The 18,594-nt window shown below is 67.4% G+C and carries 11 protein-coding genes; 10 read left to right on the top strand and 1 reads right to left on the bottom strand.

The genetic code is table 11. The features are described 5' to 3' along the window. Positions 1 to 242 precede the first annotated feature (242 nt). The 10 genes from ACSBPQ_RS00290 to ACSBPQ_RS00245 all read left to right on the top strand — a co-directional run bounded on the left by ACSBPQ_RS00290 (position 243) and on the right by ACSBPQ_RS00245 (position 17,027). On the top strand, positions 243 to 2,435 hold the full coding sequence (locus tag ACSBPQ_RS00290; protein WP_442683101.1) for a TonB-dependent receptor: 2,193 nt from the start codon (positions 243 to 245) through the stop codon (positions 2,433 to 2,435). 106 nt (positions 2,436 to 2,541) lie between these two features. Then, positions 2,542 to 4,677: a TonB-dependent receptor gene (locus tag ACSBPQ_RS00285; protein ID WP_442683100.1), complete on the top strand. Its 2,136-nt coding sequence runs from the start codon at positions 2,542 to 2,544 to the stop codon at positions 4,675 to 4,677. Next, positions 4,677 to 6,047: a serine hydrolase domain-containing protein gene (locus ACSBPQ_RS00280; RefSeq protein WP_442683099.1), complete on the top strand. Its 1,371-nt coding sequence runs from the start codon at positions 4,677 to 4,679 to the stop codon at positions 6,045 to 6,047. The genes ACSBPQ_RS00285 and ACSBPQ_RS00280 overlap by 1 nt, the downstream gene beginning before the upstream one ends. Further along, positions 6,044 to 6,997 carry a ribokinase gene (locus ACSBPQ_RS00275; protein WP_442683098.1) on the top strand — a complete coding sequence of 318 codons (954 nt, stop codon included), beginning with the start codon at positions 6,044 to 6,046 and terminating at the stop codon, positions 6,995 to 6,997. Before ACSBPQ_RS00280 ends, ACSBPQ_RS00275 begins: the two co-directional genes overlap by 4 nt. A 37-nt stretch (positions 6,998 to 7,034) precedes the next feature. Next, on the top strand, positions 7,035 to 9,224 hold the full coding sequence (locus ACSBPQ_RS00270) for a formylglycine-generating enzyme family protein (protein WP_442683097.1): 2,190 nt from the start codon (positions 7,035 to 7,037) through the stop codon (positions 9,222 to 9,224). Further along, a complete protein-coding gene (locus ACSBPQ_RS00265; protein ID WP_442683096.1) occupies positions 9,221 to 12,043 on the top strand; it encodes a ThuA domain-containing protein in 2,823 nt (940 codons plus the stop codon). Before ACSBPQ_RS00270 ends, ACSBPQ_RS00265 begins: the two co-directional genes overlap by 4 nt. Continuing rightward, positions 12,040 to 13,866 (top strand): glycoside hydrolase family 127 protein, encoded by a 1,827-nt coding sequence (locus ACSBPQ_RS00260; protein ID WP_442683095.1) that lies wholly within the window; start codon positions 12,040 to 12,042, stop codon positions 13,864 to 13,866. The genes ACSBPQ_RS00265 and ACSBPQ_RS00260 overlap by 4 nt, the downstream gene beginning before the upstream one ends. A 144-nt stretch (positions 13,867 to 14,010) precedes the next feature. Next, entirely contained in the window at positions 14,011 to 15,201 is a 1,191-nt protein-coding gene (locus ACSBPQ_RS00255) for a CaiB/BaiF CoA transferase family protein (protein WP_442683094.1), read from the top strand. Positions 15,202 to 15,220: 19 nt separating this feature from the next. Continuing rightward, positions 15,221 to 16,171, top strand: coding sequence for a transaldolase (locus ACSBPQ_RS00250; RefSeq protein ID WP_442683093.1), 951 nt, complete (start codon positions 15,221 to 15,223; stop codon positions 16,169 to 16,171). A 10-nt stretch (positions 16,172 to 16,181) separates the two neighbouring features. Then, complete coding sequence (locus tag ACSBPQ_RS00245) at positions 16,182 to 17,027, top strand: acid phosphatase (protein WP_442683092.1); 846 nt, start codon at positions 16,182 to 16,184, stop codon at positions 17,025 to 17,027. 107 nt (positions 17,028 to 17,134) lie between these two features. On the opposite strand, the gene ACSBPQ_RS00240 is transcribed toward ACSBPQ_RS00245, so the two are convergent. Further along, positions 17,135 to 18,559, bottom strand: a complete 1,425-nt coding sequence (locus tag ACSBPQ_RS00240; RefSeq protein ID WP_442684611.1) for a coniferyl aldehyde dehydrogenase — start codon at positions 18,557 to 18,559, stop codon at positions 17,135 to 17,137. Positions 18,560 to 18,594 lie beyond the last annotated feature (35 nt).

The following is an 18,594-nucleotide window of genomic DNA, read 5'->3' as shown; positions in this document are numbered from 1 at the left end:
GCCAGCGGGCGGACGCGGGTCGCAATCGCCACCCGCAACAAAGCCTAGGCAATGAATATACAAATCCGCGCTTCTATCGTCATGAAGCCACGCCTAGTCTGCAAGTCATTGGTCGGACAAAAGCGGACACCCCGTATGGGGATGCCAGCGCTCGACTGAAGGGCGCGAGCCCGCGTGCACTTATCCGGTGCCGACGGCTCCCCAGCCGCCAGTCCCGCACTTTTTACCGGGGGGAGAAACCAATGATCAAACCACTGTCAGCCGCCATCAGCGCGGTACTGTTGGCCAGCGCGGCCAATCCATTGTGGGCGCAGGACACCGCAGGCAGGAAGTCCACCGATGCCACCACGCTGGACCAGGTCATCGTCACCGGCAGCCGTACTCCTGTCGCCATCGAGAAAGTGCCGGGCGCCGTCACCCTGGTGTCGCCGGAGCAGGTGCAGCGCACCTTGAACCTGACCGAAGACGCCACCGCCGTGCTCGCACGCATGGTGCCGGGCTATTCCGAATCCTCGCAGGCGATGAGCAACTCCGGTGAGACCCTGCGCGGCCGCATCGCACTGCGCCTGTTCGACGGCGTGCCGCAGGGTTCGCCACTGCGCGAGGGCAACCGCAACGGCACCTTCACCGACATGGGTGTGATCGGCCGCATCGAGGTCATCAACGGCCCGTCGGCGGCAGAAGGCATCGGCGGCGCCGGCGGCGTCATCAACTACCTGTCCAAGAGCGCGGATGTGGACGGCCACGAAACCACCGTGACCACCCGTTACGGCAGCCAGTTCAAGGACGACAGCGCGCAGAGCAAGATCGGCGTCACCCACACCTACAAGGGTGAGGCAGCCGATTTCCTGGTCAGCGGTGCCTACATCGACCGCGGCATCTCCTACGACGGCAACGGCCGCCGGGTTGGCCTGAACACCTCCGGCTCGCTGTCCGATTCGTACAGCAAGAACCTGTTCCTGAAGGGCGGCTACAACTTCGGCGAAGACCAGTCACAGCGCATCCAGGCCAGCTACAGCAACTTCCACATCGGCGGCAAGCACAACTACATCCCGGTGGAAGGCTGCCGCTTCGACCCGGTCAAGTGCCCGAACCCGACCACCAACACCGCCGAGAAGGGCTCGATCAAGGACTCGCTGGCCGAGTTCAACGATTTCCAGCAGGTCGCGGTGAAGTACAGCAACGCCGACTTCTTCGGTGGTGACCTGAGCGTGGATGCCTACTGGGCCAAGCAGGCGATGCGCTACGTGCCGGAAAACGGCTCGGACCGCCAGCTGGTGAAGCCGGCACCGCCCACTGCCGAGCGCATCTGGGACCAGTCGGAAATCAACAGCGAGAAGAAGGGCCTGCGCTTCGGCTACGCCTACGGCGACCTGTTCGCGATGGAGGGCCTGCGCCTGCGTGCCGGCCTGGATCTGGTCGAAGACACCGCCGACCAGCGGCTGGCACTGACCAACCGCGTGTGGGTGCCGCCGATGAAGTACAAGAGCATCGCACCGTACGCGCAGCTGAGCTGGGACATCGGCCCGGTGACGCTGGACGCCGGCGTCCGCCGCGAAGACGGTGAGCTGTCCATCGCCGACTACACCACCACCGCCTACCGCGACTTCACTCCGGTGAAGGGTGGCAAGCTGGACTACAAGGCCAACATGCCCAACCTCGGCGCGATCTGGCGTATCACTGACGAGTGGTCGGTGTTCGCCTCGTATTCCGAAGGTTTCGGCATCGCCAACGTCGGCATCCCGCTGCGCAACATCCAGGCCAGCAGCCCGTGCAAGGCGGTGTCCTGCATCGCCGATCTGGACCCTCTGATCACCAAGAACAAGGAAGTCGGCTTCAACTGGCGCGGTGCCAAGGCCCAACTGGGCGCCTCGGTATACCGTTCGACCTCTGATTTCGGCTCGACCCTGTCGGTGGACAAGGACACCGACGACTTCATCCTTACCCGCGCACCGATCGAGATCGAGGGCTTCGAGCTCAACAGCGCCTGGACCTTCAACGAGCAGTGGAAGGCCACCTTCCTGTACTCGCGCATCCGCGGCCAGACCCAGTACTACGAGGGTTCGGGGCTGAAGAAGGAAATGGGCATCCTCGACATTTCCCCGGACAAGGCGAATGCCTCGCTGACCTGGACGCCGATGGACGCCCTCACCGCCACCCTGGGCGTGAGCAAGACTTTCGACCGCGACCTGCGCGAGACCTTCGTCAACCCGGACAACGGCAAGCAGTACCTCAACGAAGAGGACACCTACGGCTACGCGCTGTGGGACCTGAGCGTGGCCTACGACACCGGCCGCTACGGCCAGCTGTCACTGGGTATCGAGAACCTGTTCGACAAGCAGTACGTGCTGACCTGGTCGCAGCTGCCGGGCTGGCAGAACTACTGGTCCGGCCGTGGCCGCATGGTTTCGCTGACCCACACCATCAAGTTCTGACCGGCGTTGGAAAAACAGGCGCTGCCCTCCGGGGCGGCGCTTTTTTTTCGAACCCATGTTGGACCCTATCGCACCAACCCACCGCGTTTTGGAGAGAGAGCGCATCATGAAAACCCTGTTGTCATCGAGCATCACCCTGGCCTTGCTGCTGACGGCCCACGCCCACGCACAGGACACCGCCGCCGCGGACCGCGGCAAGCCCGCCGCCACCACGCTGGACAATGTGATCGTCACCGGCACCCGCGCGCCCAAGGCGGTGGACCGTATTCCCGGCGCGGTGAGCATCATCAGCCTGCAGGAAGTGAACAACTCGCTGAGCCTGACCGAAGACGCCACCGCGGTGCTGAGCCGCACGATTCCCGGCTATTCCGAATCCACCCAGGCGCTGACCAACTCCGGTGAGACCCTGCGTGGCCGCATCGCGCTGCGCCTGTTCGACGGCATCCCGCAGACCTCGCCGCTGCGCGAGACCAACCGTGCCGGCAGCTTCACCGACCTGGGCGTGATCGGCCGCATCGAAGTGGTCAACGGCCCCTCCGCCGCCGAAGGCGTGGGCGCGGCCGGCGGCATCATCAACTACATCTCCAAGACGCCGGAAGAAGGCAGCCACACCAGCGTCAACACCCGCTACAGCACCCAGGGCCGCGACGACAGCGACGGCTGGAAGGTCGGCCTGACCTTCGGCCACAAGGAAGACGCCTACGACCTGCTGCTGTCGACCTCGTTCGTCGACCGTGGCATGGCGCATGACGCCAAGGGCCGCAAGATCGGCATGCGCGGGTCGGGCACGATCAACGACTCCGAGTCCAAGAACCTGTTCCTGAAGCTTGGCACCAACTTCGGCGAAGCCGACATGCAGCGTCTGCAGGCCACCGTCAGCCGCTTCAACCTGACCGGCAAGGGCAACTACACCGGCATCGACGGTGACCGCGCCAACAACATCACCTCGACCTCGATCGCCGGCACCCCGCTGGGCGCCAAGACCGAGTTCAACAACTTCAACCAGTTCTCGCTGTCCTACAGCCATGCCGATTTCTTCGGCGGCACCCTGCTCGCCGACGCCTATCGCGCCGACCAGGCGATGCGTTACCCGGCCGAGAACGGCTCGGACAAGCAGGACCCGCTGTTGGCACCGCTGGGCCAGCTGGTGGACCAGTCCGAAGTCAATTCGGAAAAGCGCGGCGTGCGCACCTCGTGGACCCGTGGTGAGCTGTTCGGTGTGGAAGGGCTGGAGCTGCGCGCCGGCGTGGACGTGGTCAAGGACGTCACCGACCAGCGCCTGGCACTGACCAACCGCGTGTGGGTACCGCCGATGGAATACAAGAGCACCGCGCCGTACGCACAGCTGTCGTGGGATATCGGCCCGTTGACGGTCAGCGGCGGCCTGCGCCAGGAAGACGGCGACCTGAGCGTGGACAGCTACACCACCACGTACTACAACAAGCGCGTGTTCGTGGAAGGCGGCAAGCTCAGCTACAAGACCGACCTGCCCAACCTTGGCGTGGTGTACCGCTTCAACGACACGCTGTCGGCCTATGCCTCGTATTCGGAAGGCTTCAGCCTGCCCAACGTCGGCATCCCGCTGCGCAACATCAACAAGCCCGGCCAGAGCGTCAGCGGCATCCTCGATCTGCAGGCGATCATCGTCGAGAACAAGGAAATCGGCTTCAACTGGCGTGCTGGCAATGCCTCGTTCAGTGGCTCGTACTACCGCAGCGCTTCGGACTTCGGCGTGTCGCTGAGCACCGACCCGGTCACCGGCGATTTCGTCATGAACCGTGGCCCGGTGAAGATCAACGGCATCGAGTTCAGCGGCAGCTACGATTTCAGCGACGACCTGAAGCTCAACGCGATGTACTCGCACATCGTCGGCAAGACCTGGTTCGCCAAGAACGGGCCGCTGGACAAGCGCATGGGCGCCAATGACGTCAGCCCGGACAAGATCGGTGTGAACCTGTACTGGCGCGTGGCCGAGCAGGTCGACCTGAACCTGGGTGCGATGACCCTGCTGTCGCGCACCCTCAACCAGGGCACCAGCAGTGCCGAGCACACCTCAGGTCGCACCCTGCTCGACCTGAGCATGAACTACGACACCGGCCGCTTCGGCAAGTTGACCCTGGGCGTGGAGAACCTGTTCAACAAGCAGTACATCCTCACCACCTCCGAGGCCAGCCGCAGCAACGACGACTGGATGGCCGGTCGTGGTCGCGTGTACTCGCTGTCGCACAACATCAACTTCTGATGCGCGACAACGCAGCCAGGGGCCAGTTCCCCACTCAGCGCATCCACGCCCGCCGCCTTGGCCGGCGTGATGCGCTGTGGCTGTACCGCGGCGCCCGGGGCCTGGCCCTGGGCGCCGTTCTATGCCTGACGGGAGTGTCGATGACGGCCTGCTCCAACCCGGATCACCGGGCCTCCGTGCCGGCCGCACCCGCAGCTTCCCCGCGTCTGTCCGCCGTGGATGATTTCCTGCATCAGGCCACGGCTGAAAACGGCTATCCCGGCGCGGTCGCGCTGGTGATCCACGAAGGCAGAGCCGTGCACGCCGCCAGCTACGGCTGGCAGGATCTGGCACGCACCCGGCCGATGCGCCAGGACAGCATTTTCCGCATCTATTCGATGACCAAGACCGTCGCCTCGGTGGCGGCGTTGATGCTGGTGGACGATGGCAAGCTGGGGCTGGACGACCCCGTCGCGCGCCATCTCCCCGAATTTTCCGGGTTGCAGCTGTTTGCCGGTGGCAGTGCCGACGCGCCGCAGCTGCGCCCACTCACCACCACGTTGACCGTGCGCCACCTGCTCACCCACACCTCCGGTTTTGCCGCCGGCGGCGAAGGGTTTGAAGCGGTGACGCAACTGCTGGAACAGCACCGCGTGCGCGATGTCGACAACCTGGCTGCGTACAGCACGCGACTGGCGCAGGTGCCGCTGGCGACCGAACCCGGCACCCGTTTCCGCTACGACAGCACCTCCACCGAGACCCTGTCGCGGCTGGTGGAAGTGGTCGCCGGCATACCGTTCGAGCAGTTCCTGCAGCAGCGTATTTTCGAGCCGCTGGCAATGCACGACACCGGCTTTGAAGTGCCGCCGGCGCAGCGCGCGCGCGTGGTCGAGCTGAGCGTGATGGGCGCCGACGGCAAGCTGGCGCTGGCCGATGAGTCGCATGCGCGTGATCCCGGCACGGCCTTGCGCCCGTACCGCAGCGGTGCCGGCGGGCTGTATTCCACCGCCGCCGACTACGGCCGTTTCGCGCAGCTGCTGCTCGATGGCGGCCGCTATCAGGACCGGCAACTGCTGCAGCCCGTAACCGTGGCGCTGATGCTGCAGAACCATCTGGTGCATTTCCCGCTGCCCAAGCCGGTCACCGAATTCAGCGATGCCGAGGGCTTCGGCCTGGGCGGCTCGGTGCTGCTGGACCCGGTGCTGAAGGGCCGCCGCGCGGCCGCAGGCGCGTTCGGCTGGTCCGGCGCCGCGTCGACCTATTACACGATCGAGCCGGACAGGAAACTGCTGGCGATCCTGTTGCTGCAACATCTGCCCGGCGGCGAAAACGACCTGCCGCGCATCAGCACCGCGTTCTACAACCTCGTCGATGGGGCGATCCAGCCATGACTTCTACCCAGCGCAACGCCGTGCTCGTCGCCGGTTCGGCCAATCTCGATTTCGTGGTGCGCGCCGCGCACGTGCCGGCACCGGGTGAAACCGTGCTCGGCCGCGAGTTCAGCACCTTCCCCGGCGGCAAGGGCGCCAACCAGGCGGTGGCCTGCGCGCGCGCCGGTGGCGCCGACACGCAGATGCTGCTGGCACTGGGCGAGGACGATTTCGCCAAACCGATCGAAACCTCGCTGCTCGACGCTGGCGTGCAGTTGCACACCGTGCGCGATGCACAGCTGCCGACCGGCACCGCCTTCATCTGCCTGTCCGACGATGCCGAGAACGCGATCACCGTCGCCCCGGGCGCCAACATGGCGCTGCGTGCCGAACACCTGCCCGCACTGGAGGGCATCGGCTGGCTGCTGCTGCAGCTGGAAACCCCGCTGGAAACAGTGCTGGCCTACGCCTACGCCGCACGCGCGGCCGGCATCAAGATTGCGCTCAACGCCGCGCCGGCGCAGCCGCTACCGGAAGAGCTGCTGGCGCTGCTGGACGTGCTGATCGTCAACGAGGGCGAACTGGCGGTCGTGGCCGGCAATCCGCCGGACCTGACCACCGGTCTGGCCCGCGTGCAGGTGCCATGCGTGATCGTGACCCTGGGCGCGCGCGGCTGTCTGGCGCGGGTGGGTGATGAAATCCTGCTGCAGCCGGCCTTCCGCATCGCCGCGCTGGACACCACCGCCGCCGGCGACACCTTCTGCGGCGCGCTGGTCGCCGCGCTCGCCCACGACACCCCGCTGGCCGATGCACTGCTCACCGCCAGTGCCGCTTCGGCACTGGCCTGCACCCGGCTGGGTGCGCAATCGAGTATTCCCACCTTCACCGAGGTTGCCGCGCTGCTGTCCGATTGCGCGCGTCGGCCCGGCGATGATGCCCATGCCGCCCTGGCGGCGTGGTGCGCGCTTTGACGTTTCCCCTTCCCGTTCCTTGCTGGATGCCTTGCCCATGACGACGCCTTATCAGACCCCCGACTACGACAACGAAGCAGCCGATTACGGGCATGAGGCCGTCACCACCGAGTACAAGTTCTCGCACGTGACTACCGGCCGCTACCTGCCCACGCCGGGCAAGGCCCCGGCCTGGCCGTTTGCCGACATCGGCAACTGGATGATCGACGCCAACGCCAGCGCCGCCGACTGGATCACCGAACTGAAGGACTGGCGCCGCGAACACCTGGTGCGCATCGGCTATACCGACGTCAACTACCGCCGCCCGGAGCTGCAGTGGTCGCAGCGCAACTTCGTGCACGCGCAGATGCTGGTCGAGGACCGCTACTTCTACGACGTGGACACCGCGCAGTACACGGTGGACAAGTATCTGGACGACCTGGAGGCACGCTTCGGCGGGCTGGACTCGGTGCTGATCTGGTACATCTATCCGAATATCGGCATCGATGACCGCAACCAGTTCGATCTGGCACACACCCTGCCGGGCGGGCTGGAAGGCCTGAAGCGGGCGGTGCAGGCGTTCCAGAAGCGCGGCGTGCGCGTGTTCCTGCCGGCCAAGCCGTGGGACCACGGCACCCGTGACCCGGGCTGCACACACTGGGACGGACTGGCCGAGATCATCAAGGCCACCGGCGCCGACGGCATCAACGGCGACACCTTCAACGGTGTGCCGCGTGCGTTCTTCGACGCCTGCGATGCGCGCGGCAACCCGGTGGTGATCCAGCCCGAATCCACCATCAGCTCCGAAGAGCAGCTGATCTGGAACGTGCAGAGCTGGGGCAAGAAGGCACCCGACGGCCCGGTGCCGCCGGTGTCCAAGTGGAAGTGGCTGGAGCCGCGCCACATGGTCAACTACGAGAACCGCTGGGGCCGCAACCGCAACCACGACCTGCAGTACTGCTTCTTCAACGGCATCGGCTACAACGCCTGGGAAAACATCTGGGGCATCTGGAACCAGTTCACCGCGCGCGATGGTGAAACCCTGCGCCGCATCGCCGCGATCTACCGCCAGTTCCCGCAGCTGGTGGTGTCGATGGACTGGGAGCCGTACCAGGTCTGCCATCAGGGCGGCATCTTCGCCAGCAAGTTCCCGGCCGACGGCCTGTGCCTGCACACCTTCATCAACCGCCACGAATACGCGGTCAACGGCGAGCAGATCGATCTGCCGCACGTGGACGGCAGCCGCTATTACGACGTGTGGCACGGCGTCGAGTTGTCGCCACGGGTACGTGATGGCAAGGCGGTGATCGAACTGCCGATGGAGGCACGCGGCTTCGGCGCGGTGCTCAGCGTGCAGCCGGGGGTGACGGTGGACGGGCTGGAGGCCTTCCTGCAGGCCGCCGCCAAGCGCGCCGCACAGCCGCTCAACAGTTACTCCGCAGCGTGGACGGCGCTGCCGCAGCAGCTGCGTGAGATTCCCGCCACCGCCGTGCAGCCGACCGCGCCGGAAGGCATGGTCAGCATCCCTGCCGGCGAGTTCGTGTTCAACGTCGGCGGCATCGAGATCGAAGGCTTCAACTGGGCCGGCCAGGACGTGCAGTTCCCGTGGGAGGACTGCCCGCGCCGCCACCACCGCAAGCACATGCAGATGGCCGCGTTCCATATCGACCGTTACCCGGTGACCAACGCGCAGTTCAAGGCCTTCATCGACGCCAGCGGCTACCGCCCGGCCGATGACATCAACTTCCTCGCCCACTGGCTCGATGGCGCACCGCGCGCCGGCTGGGAGAACAAGCCGGTGGTGTGGGTGTCGCTGGAAGATTGTCGCGCCTATGCCGCGTGGGCCGGCAAACGCCTGCCGCACGAATGGGAATGGCAGTACGCCGCACAGGGCAACGATGGCCGGACCTATCCGTGGGGCAACGACTGGGACGACAGCCGTGTGCCGCGGGTGAACCGCGGCCGCCGCGTGCTGGCCCCGGCCGATGTCGATGCGCACCCGCAGGGGGCAAGCCCGTTTGGCGTGGAAGACCTGGTCGGCAACGTGTGGCAGTGGACCGATGAATTCAGCGACGAACACACCCGCGCGGCGATCCTGCGCGGCGGTTCCAGCTACCAGCCGCAGACCTCGCACTGGTACTTCCCGCAGGCCTACCGTCTGGACCAGCACGGCAAGTACCTGCTGATGGCTCCGGCCAAGGATCGCAGCGGCATGCTCGGCTTCCGCTGCGTGGTGGACGCACAGTGAGGTTGCTGGCAGCACGCGCGCGGGTGCTGGGCGCCTGTCTGGCATCGGCGTGCCTACTGCTGGCCGCCTGCGATCGGACACCGCCGCGCAAGGTGGTGCTGATCGGCGGTGCCGCCAGCGAGGGGCCGGGTCGCCACGACTATCCCGACGGCATCACCGCACTGCAGGCAATGCTGGAGCAGGAGCCCGGTGGACAGCTGCAGGTGGTGGCGTATCCGCACGGCTGGCCAGCCGACCCGCATGCGCTGGACGATGCCGCCACCGTGGTCTGGTACTTCGACGGGCTGGACCAGCACCCGCTGCGTGATCCTGCCCGCCGCGCCGCGTTCGAGGCGGCCATGCAGCGCGGCATGGGCCTGGTCGCACTGCACCAGGCCTCGACCACCCCGGCCGATGACGACCTCGGCCTGCCACGCTGGCTGGGTGGCGCGCGCATGGGCACCTTCGACCGCAGTACCGAATGGGCCCGGCTGGTCCCCGCAGAAGGCGCCCATCCGGTCAGCCAGGGCCTTGCCGCATTCGACTATCGCGACGAGTTCTACCCGAGCTTCCAGCTCGCCACCGAGGGCGGCGTACGTACGCCGTTGCTGACGGCCGAGTTGCACCCGCAATTCCGTGATGGTCAGGCACTGCTTGAGCAGCAGCCGGAAACCACCGAACTGGCATGGGCGTTCGAACGCGACGGCGGCGGCCGCGGCCTGGTGTTCAGCGGCGGCCATTACCAGGCCGCGCTGGAGCAGCCCGGCGTCGGCCAGCTGCTGCGCAACGCGGTGCGCTGGACCGCCGGCCTGCCGGTGAACAGCACTCGAACCCTCGCTCCCGTTGCTGCGGTCGACGTTGTAGTTGGCGCCAGCGAACGCGCACAGCCGCGCGCCACCTTCCATGTCGATGCACAGCGCAGCGGCTGGCGCCGCGACGAGCAGGTGCTGACACCGGCCAACGTTAATGAAAAGGACTTCGGCCTGCTGTGGGAGTCGCCGCAGCTGGCCCGCTTCGAAGGCCAGCCGCCGCGCCTGTACGCCTCGCCGCTGTACCTGCCGGAACTGACCTTCACAGCCGGCCCGCACCGTGGCCAGACTTTCTCCGTGGTGATTGCCGCCACCAACAACGGCGATGTCTACGCGATCAACGCCACCCGCAACGGCGACCTCGCCGCCGGTCGCATCCTCTGGCACACCAATCTGGGCGAACCCTGCCGGCTGCAGCCGGCGCCGCTCGATGGCGTGCCCTCCGGCATCCTCGCCACACCGATCGCCGATCCGGCCAGTGGCCGTCTGTACGTGACCCATTGCGACCCGGACAAGCGCTGGCAGGCGCACGCGCTGGAACTGGGCAGCGGTGCACCGGTGGCCGGCTGGCCGGTGACGCTGGACGAAACCACCTTCAACCGGCTCAACGCCAATGCCGGCCCGGAACCGGTCGCGCCCCGGCGCCGTTTCGATTTCCGCGTGCAGCGCGGCGCGCTCAACCTGAGCCCGGACGGCCACCAGCTCTACGTGGTGTTCGGCGAAACCGAAACCGGCTGGCTGGCGGCGGTGGACACCCGCACCGCCAAGGTGAGCAGCGCCTTCGCCGCGGCGGCCATGCCGCACCGGGGCAGCGGCGGCATCTGGGGTGCCGGCGGCCCGGCGGTGGATGCCGACGGCCAGGTCTACGTGGTCACCGGCTCGGGCTTTGACGGCTACAAGAACCAGCCGCACGACTGGACCCAGTCGGTGCTCAAGCTGTCGCTGGCCGATGGCGAGGGCTTCGTGCTGCGTGGCAGCTACACCCCGTTCAACCATTGCAGCAGCGCCACCAACGACATCGACCTCGGCTCCGGCGGCGCGGTGCTGCTGGCCGATGCCAAGGACGGCCCCGCGCCGCGCCTGCTGGCGGTCGGCGGCAAGCAGGGCAATCTGTACCTGCTGGACCGCGAGCAGTTGCCGGGGCGGCTGGACCAGCGCCCGGCCTGCGGCATGGATGCGGCCAGCGACGGCTCGCTGCTGCCGCCCGGGCCGCAACCGCAGTTCGGCGGCCGTGGCCCATTGAATGTGTTCGGTCCGTATTCCGAAGCCGATGCCGCGCTGGACCTGGCGCGCGCACGCTCGGTGCCGGCCAGCTTCCGCGATGCCGCCGGCACCGACTACCTGTTCGTCACCGGCAACAGCAAGCAGGCGCCCGGCTCGTCCACCAGCGTGGCACCATCGGTCGCCCGCGTGGAAGTGATGCGCCCGGCGGGCAAACCGCCCTACCTGCGCATCGACCGCAGTCACCCGACACTGGTGCTGGGCAACCCCGGCTCACCGGTGGTGACCAGCAACGGCGCCGACAACGCGTTGGTCTGGATCCTGGACGAGAACGCACCGCGCTCGGCGCTGCTGTCGGGCAGCGATGCACCGCGCCCGGTGTTGTACGCGCTGGATGCGGGCACGCTGCAGGTGCGCTGGCACAGCGCCCCCGGTGAGCTGTTCACCAGCGGCAAGTACAACGCGCCGGCCTTCGGCGGTGGCCATGTCTACGTTGGCAGTGACCGCATCCAGGCCTTCGGTCCGGGCGGGCGCCGCATCAACGACCGTGAGCACCCTGTGGCCGACGCCGGCACCGCCCCTGCAACCACCGCACCGGCCAGCGCCGGACTTTCCTCCGCGGCCATCTACCAGCAACGCTGCGCGATGTGCCACGACCATCCGCAAGGCAACATCCCCTCGCGCCAGCTGCTGGCCACGCGCCCGCAGCCGCGCATCGTGCACGCCCTCAGCGAGGGCGCCATGCGCGTGCAGGCCGAGGGACTGGACGCCGCGCAGATCGACTCTCTAGCGAGGTATTTGCAGCAATGACCCCCATCCGCACCCAACTTGGCGGCCTCCTCGGCCAGGCCCTGGCGGCCAATCGCAGCGGCCGCCTGAGCAGCTTCATCGTCGATGAGCACAGCCCGTCGATCAGCATCTTCGGCCAGGCCCACAAACAGCAGAACCAGGAAGGCGACTGGTACGGCGAACATGCCGGCAAGTGGCTGTCAGCCGCCGCACGCGCGGTGGCGCAGGGCGGACAGGACAAGCTGGAAGCCAACCTGCGCCGTGTCGCCGACTGGCTGATCAGCCAGCAGGACGCCGACGGCTATCTCGGCAACTACGCCGCCGACCGTCGCTTCACCGTGCCGCAGCCGCCCAAGCCCGAAAGCTGGAACGGCGAACCGGCGCTGCGTACCTGGGACATCTGGACCCACAGCTACCTGATCCTGGGCTTCCTGGAAACCTGGCGTGCACTGGGCGAAGAGCGCTACCTGCAGGCCGCCCGCGACATCGCCGACCTGTGCTGGCAGGCGCTGGAATCGGGCATCGACATCACCACGCTGGGCAACCACCACGGCATGTCGGCCACGGTGCTGCTGGACCCGGCCGCCGACCTGTACCTGGTCACCGGCGAGCCGCGTTATCTGGCATTGGCTGAAAAGATCCTGCAACAGGCCAACGCCAACCCGCGCCTGGCCCTGCTCGACAAGGGTCTGGAGGATGAGGACGCCGCCTTCATCGCCACCGGCAAGGCCTACCAGCTGAGCTGGAATCTGGTGGGTCTGGCCAAGCTGTACAAGGCCACCGGCAAGGCCGACTACAAACAGGCCATCGACAACCTGTGGAATAACATCCGCGACCACCACCTCACCCTCGGCGGTGGTCCGTGGGGCGGCTTGGCGCATCGCTCGCGCGAAGTGTTCAACGCACCGCGCACGTTCTTCCCGCAGGCCTATGTGGAAACCTGCTCGGTGCTGGCGTGGATGCAGCTCAACCGCGAACTGCTGGCCATCACCGGCCACGCGCGTTACGCCGACGAGCTGGAACGCACCGCCTACAACGACCTACTCGCGGCGATGGCGCCCAACGGCGAGGACTGGTGCTACTACACCTTCCCCAACGGCAAGCGCGTGCACACCACGTATTGGCGCTGCTGCAAGTCCTCCGGCGCGATGGCGGTGGAAGAGCTGCCGCAGATCGCCTACGGCATCGCCGCCGACGGCAGCCTGCGGGTCAATCTGTACAGCGCCGGTGAGGCGACGTTGGCGCATGCCGAAGCCGGCCAGGTGCAGCTGCAGCAGAACACCCGCTATCCGTTCGACGGCCAGATCACGCTGCGCGTGACTCCCGAGCACAGCGCCAGCTTCGGCATCGGCGTGCGCATTCCGGCCTGGGCCGAGGACGCGCGCATCCAGGTCAACGGCCAGAACGTGCCGGTGCTGATCGGCGAGGACGGCTTCGTGCAGTTGCAGCGGCAGTGGCAGGCCGGTGACCTGGTCAACGTGCAGCTGCCGATGCGACCGCAGTTGCAGCACGCGGCCAACATCAACGTGCAGGAATCGCGTGCGCCCGATGGCTCGCCGGTGGCGCAGGAAGTGCTGCGCTGGGAATACGTCGGCCTGACCTACGGCCCGCTGGTGTACGCCACCACGCTGATCGACGGCTTCAAGACCGACGAGACGGTCAAGCTGCCGGGCGGCGACCCCACCCGCTGGCTCAGCGTCGGCAGTGATGCCGGCGAAGGCGCGCCGGTGACGATGCAACTGGAAAGCCGCGCGCCGCTGGTATTCGAGCCGTACTACCGCTGCGGCGGCCGTGAACATGGCGCGTGGCGGCTGAGCTGGCTGTCGCTGGCCCCATCGGCTTGATGCAGTGCGGTTGCCGCCACGGCGCTCAATGCGCTGGCGGCAACCGCGCAGCCTGCTTTTTGTCCTCGCTGAACATACCCGCACGCTCTGTTTCTTCCCGGAGCCCGGGACGAGACTGCCATCAAGTAATCGAGTGCACCCGCCATGAATGGAAGCAACAGCTCCTCTGCCTTTGACCTTGTCCACCGTGAAGGTGCCCGCGGCCCGCTCAGCGGCATCCGCGTGCTGGACCTGAGCGCCTATATCGCCGGTCCGTACGGCTGCACACTGCTGGCCGACCAGGGCGCGGCGGTGATCAAGGTGGAACCGCCGGTGGGCGACAACCTGCGCAAATATCCGTCCACGCTGGAGGCCGAAAGCCGTGCCTTTCTCGGCGTGAACCGCTCCAAGCGCGGCGTGGTGCTGGACCTGAAACAGCCCGACCAGCGCGCCACCCTGATGCGGCTGGTGCGCGAGGCCGACGTGCTGGTGCACAACTTCCGTCCCAGCGTGCCGGCACGGCTGGGCATCGATTTCGACAGCCTGCACAAGCTCAACCCACGGCTGGTGTACTGCGCGGTCACCGGCTATGGAGACGGTGGTCCGCTCAAGGACAAGGCCGGTTACGACCAGGTGCTGCAGACCATGACCGGCATGTGCGCGATGCAGGGCAAGCCCGATGGCGCGCCGGAAATCCTGTACGGCTCGGTGGTGGACTACTACGCCGCCGCACTGGTGGCCGCCGGCGTGTCCTCGGCACTGTACGAACGCGAACGCAGCGGTGAAGGCCAGTATGTTGGCGTGTCGCTGCTGCGCAGCGCTTTGACCATGCAGTCGGCGCGGATGATCTGGGCCGAAGGCGAGCCCGCCGGTGTCGGCCGCGACATGCGCTCGGGCGGCGTCACCGGCATCCATCCCACCGCGCAGGGCCATCTGTACATCTCGGCCAACACGCCGCGTTTCTGGCAGGCACTGTGCGAGAAGATCGGCCTGCCGCAACTGGCCACCGAGCCGCGCTACGACAGCGTGCGCAAGCGCGCCGAACATTCCGACGAACTGCTGGTGCAACTGCATGCGGCACTGGCCACGCGCAGCGCGCTGGAGTGGGAAACACTGTTCGCCGAAGACGTGCCGTGCGCTGCCGCACGCAAGGTCGAAGACATGTTCGACCATCCGCAGGTGGTGGCCGAGGAAATGGTCACCACGTTGCCGCACCCGTTGCTCGGCAGCTATCGCGGTATCACCCGCCCGATCGTATTCGGCCGCACCCCCGGTCCGCAGCCGTTCGCCGCACCGGTGTTCGACCAGGACACCGCCACGCTGGCCGCCCTCGTCAACGACGCCTCCACCGCCTGACCCGGCACAGGAAAAACGCATGACCACCGCCGTTTCCAAACTCGTCCAGCTGCGCGACCTCTCGGTCGTGGTGGCCGATACCGGCGACTACGCCGCCATCGAACGCCTGCGCCCGGTGGACTGCACCACCAACCCGACCCTGGTGAAGAAAGCACTGGATCTGCCGGTGTATGCCGCGCTGATCGAACAGGAGCTGCAGCGTGCACGCGCCACCGGTGCCGGCGTGAACGACGTCGCCGACCGCCTGACCATCGGTGTCGGCACCCTGCTGAGCCAGCGGATTCCCGGGCGCATCTCCACCGAAGTGGATGCCGACCTGGCCCATGACAGCGACGCTACCGTGGCCAAGGCTCGCCAATTCATCGACCTGTATGCCGCCAACGGCGTCGGCCGCGAGCGGGTGCTGATCAAGATCGCCGCCACCTGGGCCGGGGTGGAAGCCGCGCGCGTGCTGCAGGCCGAAGGCATCGACTGCAACCTGACGCTGATCTTCAACCACACCCAGGCACTGGCCTGCGCGCAGGCCGGCGCCTTCCTGATCTCGCCGTTTGTCGGCCGCATCCTCGACTGGCACGTGGCCCGCGGCAATCCACCGGCCGACATCGACAGCGATCCGGGCGTGCTGTTCGTGCGCGGCGTCTATGAGGATTTCAAGCGTCGCGGCATCGCCACCGTGGTGATGGGCGCCTCGTTCCGCTCTACCGCGCAGATCGAAGCGCTGGCCGGCTGCGACCGCCTGACCATTTCCCCGGAGCTGCTGCAACAGCTCGACGCCGATTCCGGCGCACTGCCACGCCGGCTGAGCCCGCCTGCAGCTGCAAATATCGACGACGCCGCGATCGATGCGGCACGTTTCGAACACGACCTGGCTGCCGATGCGATGGCCAGCGAAAAACTCTCCAGCGGCATCGACGCGTTTGTTGCCGATCTCCACGCGCTGCGGCAGATGGTCGCCCAGCGTCTTGCCTGAGGACCCGTCCATGTCGTTTTTCTCCCGTCTTCCGCTGTCCCGCATCGGCACCATCGGCCTGTGCGTGCTGGCCAGTGCCTGCAGCACCGCTACCGCCACATCCAGCTTCAGCGTGCCGGAGATCCGCCCCGGTGTTGCCCAGGGCTATCTGGACACCGCGCAGCTGCCCGACAGCATCGCCCTGCTGCCGCCGCCACCGGCCGCCGGCTCGGCCGCGTTCGCTCTGGATGAGCAGGTCAACCAGGCGCGCAGCCTGCGCGGCACGCCGCGCTGGGAGCAGGCCATCGCCGATGCCAACCTGCAGTTCCCCGCCGCCGCCTCGATCTTCGCCTGCGCCATCGGCACCGAGATCAGTGAGCAGAACGCGCCGCGCCTGTACGGCCTGCTGCGGCGTACCCGCACCGATGCCGCAGTGGTCAGCGATGCCGCCAAGCACCAGCACAACCGCACCCGCCCGTTCATGGCCAACGGCGAGTCCACCTGCACGCCGGACAAGGAAGCCGGGCTGGCCGAGAACGGCTCGTATCCGTCCGGCCACACGTCCATCGGCTGGGCCTGGGCGCTGATCCTGGCCGAGCTGGCACCGGACCGCCAGGACGCGATCCTGGCGCGCGGCCGCAGCTATGGCGAAAGCCGGCTGGTGTGCAATGTGCACTGGAACAGCGACGTGGCGGCAGGCCGTTTCATGGGCTCGGCGGTGGTCGCACGACTGCATGCCGATGCCGGTTTCCGCACCGACATGGAGGCCGCACGGGCCGAGCTGGCGGCGCTGCGCGCCAGCAACCCCGCACCGGCGCCGGACTGCGCGGCCGAAGCGGCGGCACTGGCGCAGCCGCTGCCGGTCAGCGCGTTCTGACCTGTCTGCAGTTTTGATGCCGGCCTCTCTCCTCCGCCTGGCACTCCGCGACCGGTACCGGCACTCCCCCGTACCGGTCGCGGCCTTTGTTTCCGGCAGCGCCGGGCTCAGCGTGAAATCAGCTCGATGAAGCGCGCCACCCTGGAGTACGGCGGCTTGAGCAGGTCGCTGCCGGCGCGGCGCGTCTGCCACAACACCGGCAGGCGTTTGCTCATCGCATCGAAACCGGCGCGGCCGTGATAGGCGCCCATGCCGCTGGCGCCGATGCCGCCGAATGGCAGGCCGTTGATCGCGAAGTGCAGCAGCGTGTCATTGACGGTGACGCCGCCGGCCACGGTCTGGCCGAGGATCGTCTCCACCGTCGCCCGGTCATGGCTGAACGGATACAGCGCCAGCGGCCGGTCGCGGCCGTTGATGGTGGCGATGGCCTCATCGAGCGTGCGGTAGCCGCGGATCGGCAGGATCGGGCCGAAGATCTCCTCCTGCATCACCGTGGCGTCATCACCCGGCTGCAGGATCAAGGTCGGCGGAAACAGTCGTTCACGGCGCGCACGTTCGCCATCGATCATCGCCAGCTCGACCACCTGCAGGCCACGTTCGCGCGCATCCCGCACATAGCCTTGCAGCCGCTCGAACTGGGCCGCGTTGATGATGCGGCTGTAATCGCCGGCATCGCTGAAATCGCCGTAGCGTTGCCGCACTTGCGCGCGCAACGCCGCCACCAGCGCGGCCACCCGCGACTGGTCGATGAGCACGTAATCCGGGGCGATGCAGGTCTGCCCGGCGTTGAACCACTTGCCGGTGGCCAGTCGCGTGGCGGCCGCCTCCACCGGGTAGTCGGCGGCGATGATCGCCGGTGACTTGCCGCCCAGCTCCAGGGTCAGCGGAGTGAGATGCTGCGCCGCGGCGGCCATCACCTTGCGACCGACCGCGGTGGAGCCGGTGAACACCAGATGGTCCAGCGGCAGCGCCGAAAAGGCCGCCGCCACGCCGGCATCGCCCTGCACCACGCTGACGCGTTCGGCGGGAAACACTTCAGCCAGCAAGGATTGCAGGAACGCGGAGGTGCGCGGCGTGTGTTCGGACGGCTTGAGCAGCACATGGTTGCCGGCGGCGATCGCGGTGGCCAGCGGCACCAGCGCCAGGTTGACCGGATAGTTCCACGGCGAGATCACTCCGACCACGCCCACCGGCAGCGGCCGCACCTGGGCCCGCGCCGGCCAGAAGCGCCAGCCCACCCCGACCCGCTCCGGCTTCATCCAGCGGCGCAGGTTTGCCAGCAGGTGGTCGATCTCGCCGGTGACGGTCATGCCGTCGGCAATCACCGATTCATGCTGCGAGCGGTGGCCGAAATCGGCGGCGATGGCGGCACTCATCTCGCCGATGCGGGCCTTGAACGCCGCCCGCAGGCGACGCAGGTCATCGCGCCGCTGCTCATAACCGGGCCGCTGCCGCATCCAGGCCGCACGCACCTGGTCCAGTGTTGCAGCCAGGTCAGCTTCTGGCTGCGCAGCGTCGCAATGCTGTGGCATGCGTGCATTGTGCGCTTGATCCAGCCCGGCGGCTG

It is taken from the genome of Stenotrophomonas sp. JC08, assembly GCF_052180205.1.
Lineage (GTDB): Bacteria > Pseudomonadota > Gammaproteobacteria > Xanthomonadales > Xanthomonadaceae > Stenotrophomonas.
This window is presented reverse-complemented; position numbering and strand designations above follow the sequence as displayed.

What these genes read in the sequence shown, in the direction of transcription:
- ACSBPQ_RS00280 (WP_442683099.1), top strand. Translation starts at nt 4,677, where the DNA reads ATGCGCGACAACGCAGCCAGGGGCCAGTTCCCCACTCAGCGCATCCAC.
- ACSBPQ_RS00255 (WP_442683094.1), top strand. Translation starts at nt 14,011, where the DNA reads ATGAATGGAAGCAACAGCTCCTCTGCCTTTGACCTTGTCCACCGTGAA.
- ACSBPQ_RS00270 (WP_442683097.1), top strand. Translation starts at nt 7,035, where the DNA reads ATGACGACGCCTTATCAGACCCCCGACTACGACAACGAAGCAGCCGAT.
- ACSBPQ_RS00245 (WP_442683092.1), top strand. Translation starts at nt 16,182, where the DNA reads ATGTCGTTTTTCTCCCGTCTTCCGCTGTCCCGCATCGGCACCATCGGC.
- ACSBPQ_RS00260 (WP_442683095.1), top strand. Translation starts at nt 12,040, where the DNA reads ATGACCCCCATCCGCACCCAACTTGGCGGCCTCCTCGGCCAGGCCCTG.
- ACSBPQ_RS00275 (WP_442683098.1), top strand. Translation starts at nt 6,044, where the DNA reads ATGACTTCTACCCAGCGCAACGCCGTGCTCGTCGCCGGTTCGGCCAAT.
- ACSBPQ_RS00290 (WP_442683101.1), top strand. Translation starts at nt 243, where the DNA reads ATGATCAAACCACTGTCAGCCGCCATCAGCGCGGTACTGTTGGCCAGC.
- ACSBPQ_RS00240 (WP_442684611.1), bottom strand. Translation starts at nt 18,559, where the DNA reads ATGCCACAGCATTGCGACGCTGCGCAGCCAGAAGCTGACCTGGCTGCA.
- ACSBPQ_RS00285 (WP_442683100.1), top strand. Translation starts at nt 2,542, where the DNA reads ATGAAAACCCTGTTGTCATCGAGCATCACCCTGGCCTTGCTGCTGACG.
- ACSBPQ_RS00250 (WP_442683093.1), top strand. Translation starts at nt 15,221, where the DNA reads ATGACCACCGCCGTTTCCAAACTCGTCCAGCTGCGCGACCTCTCGGTC.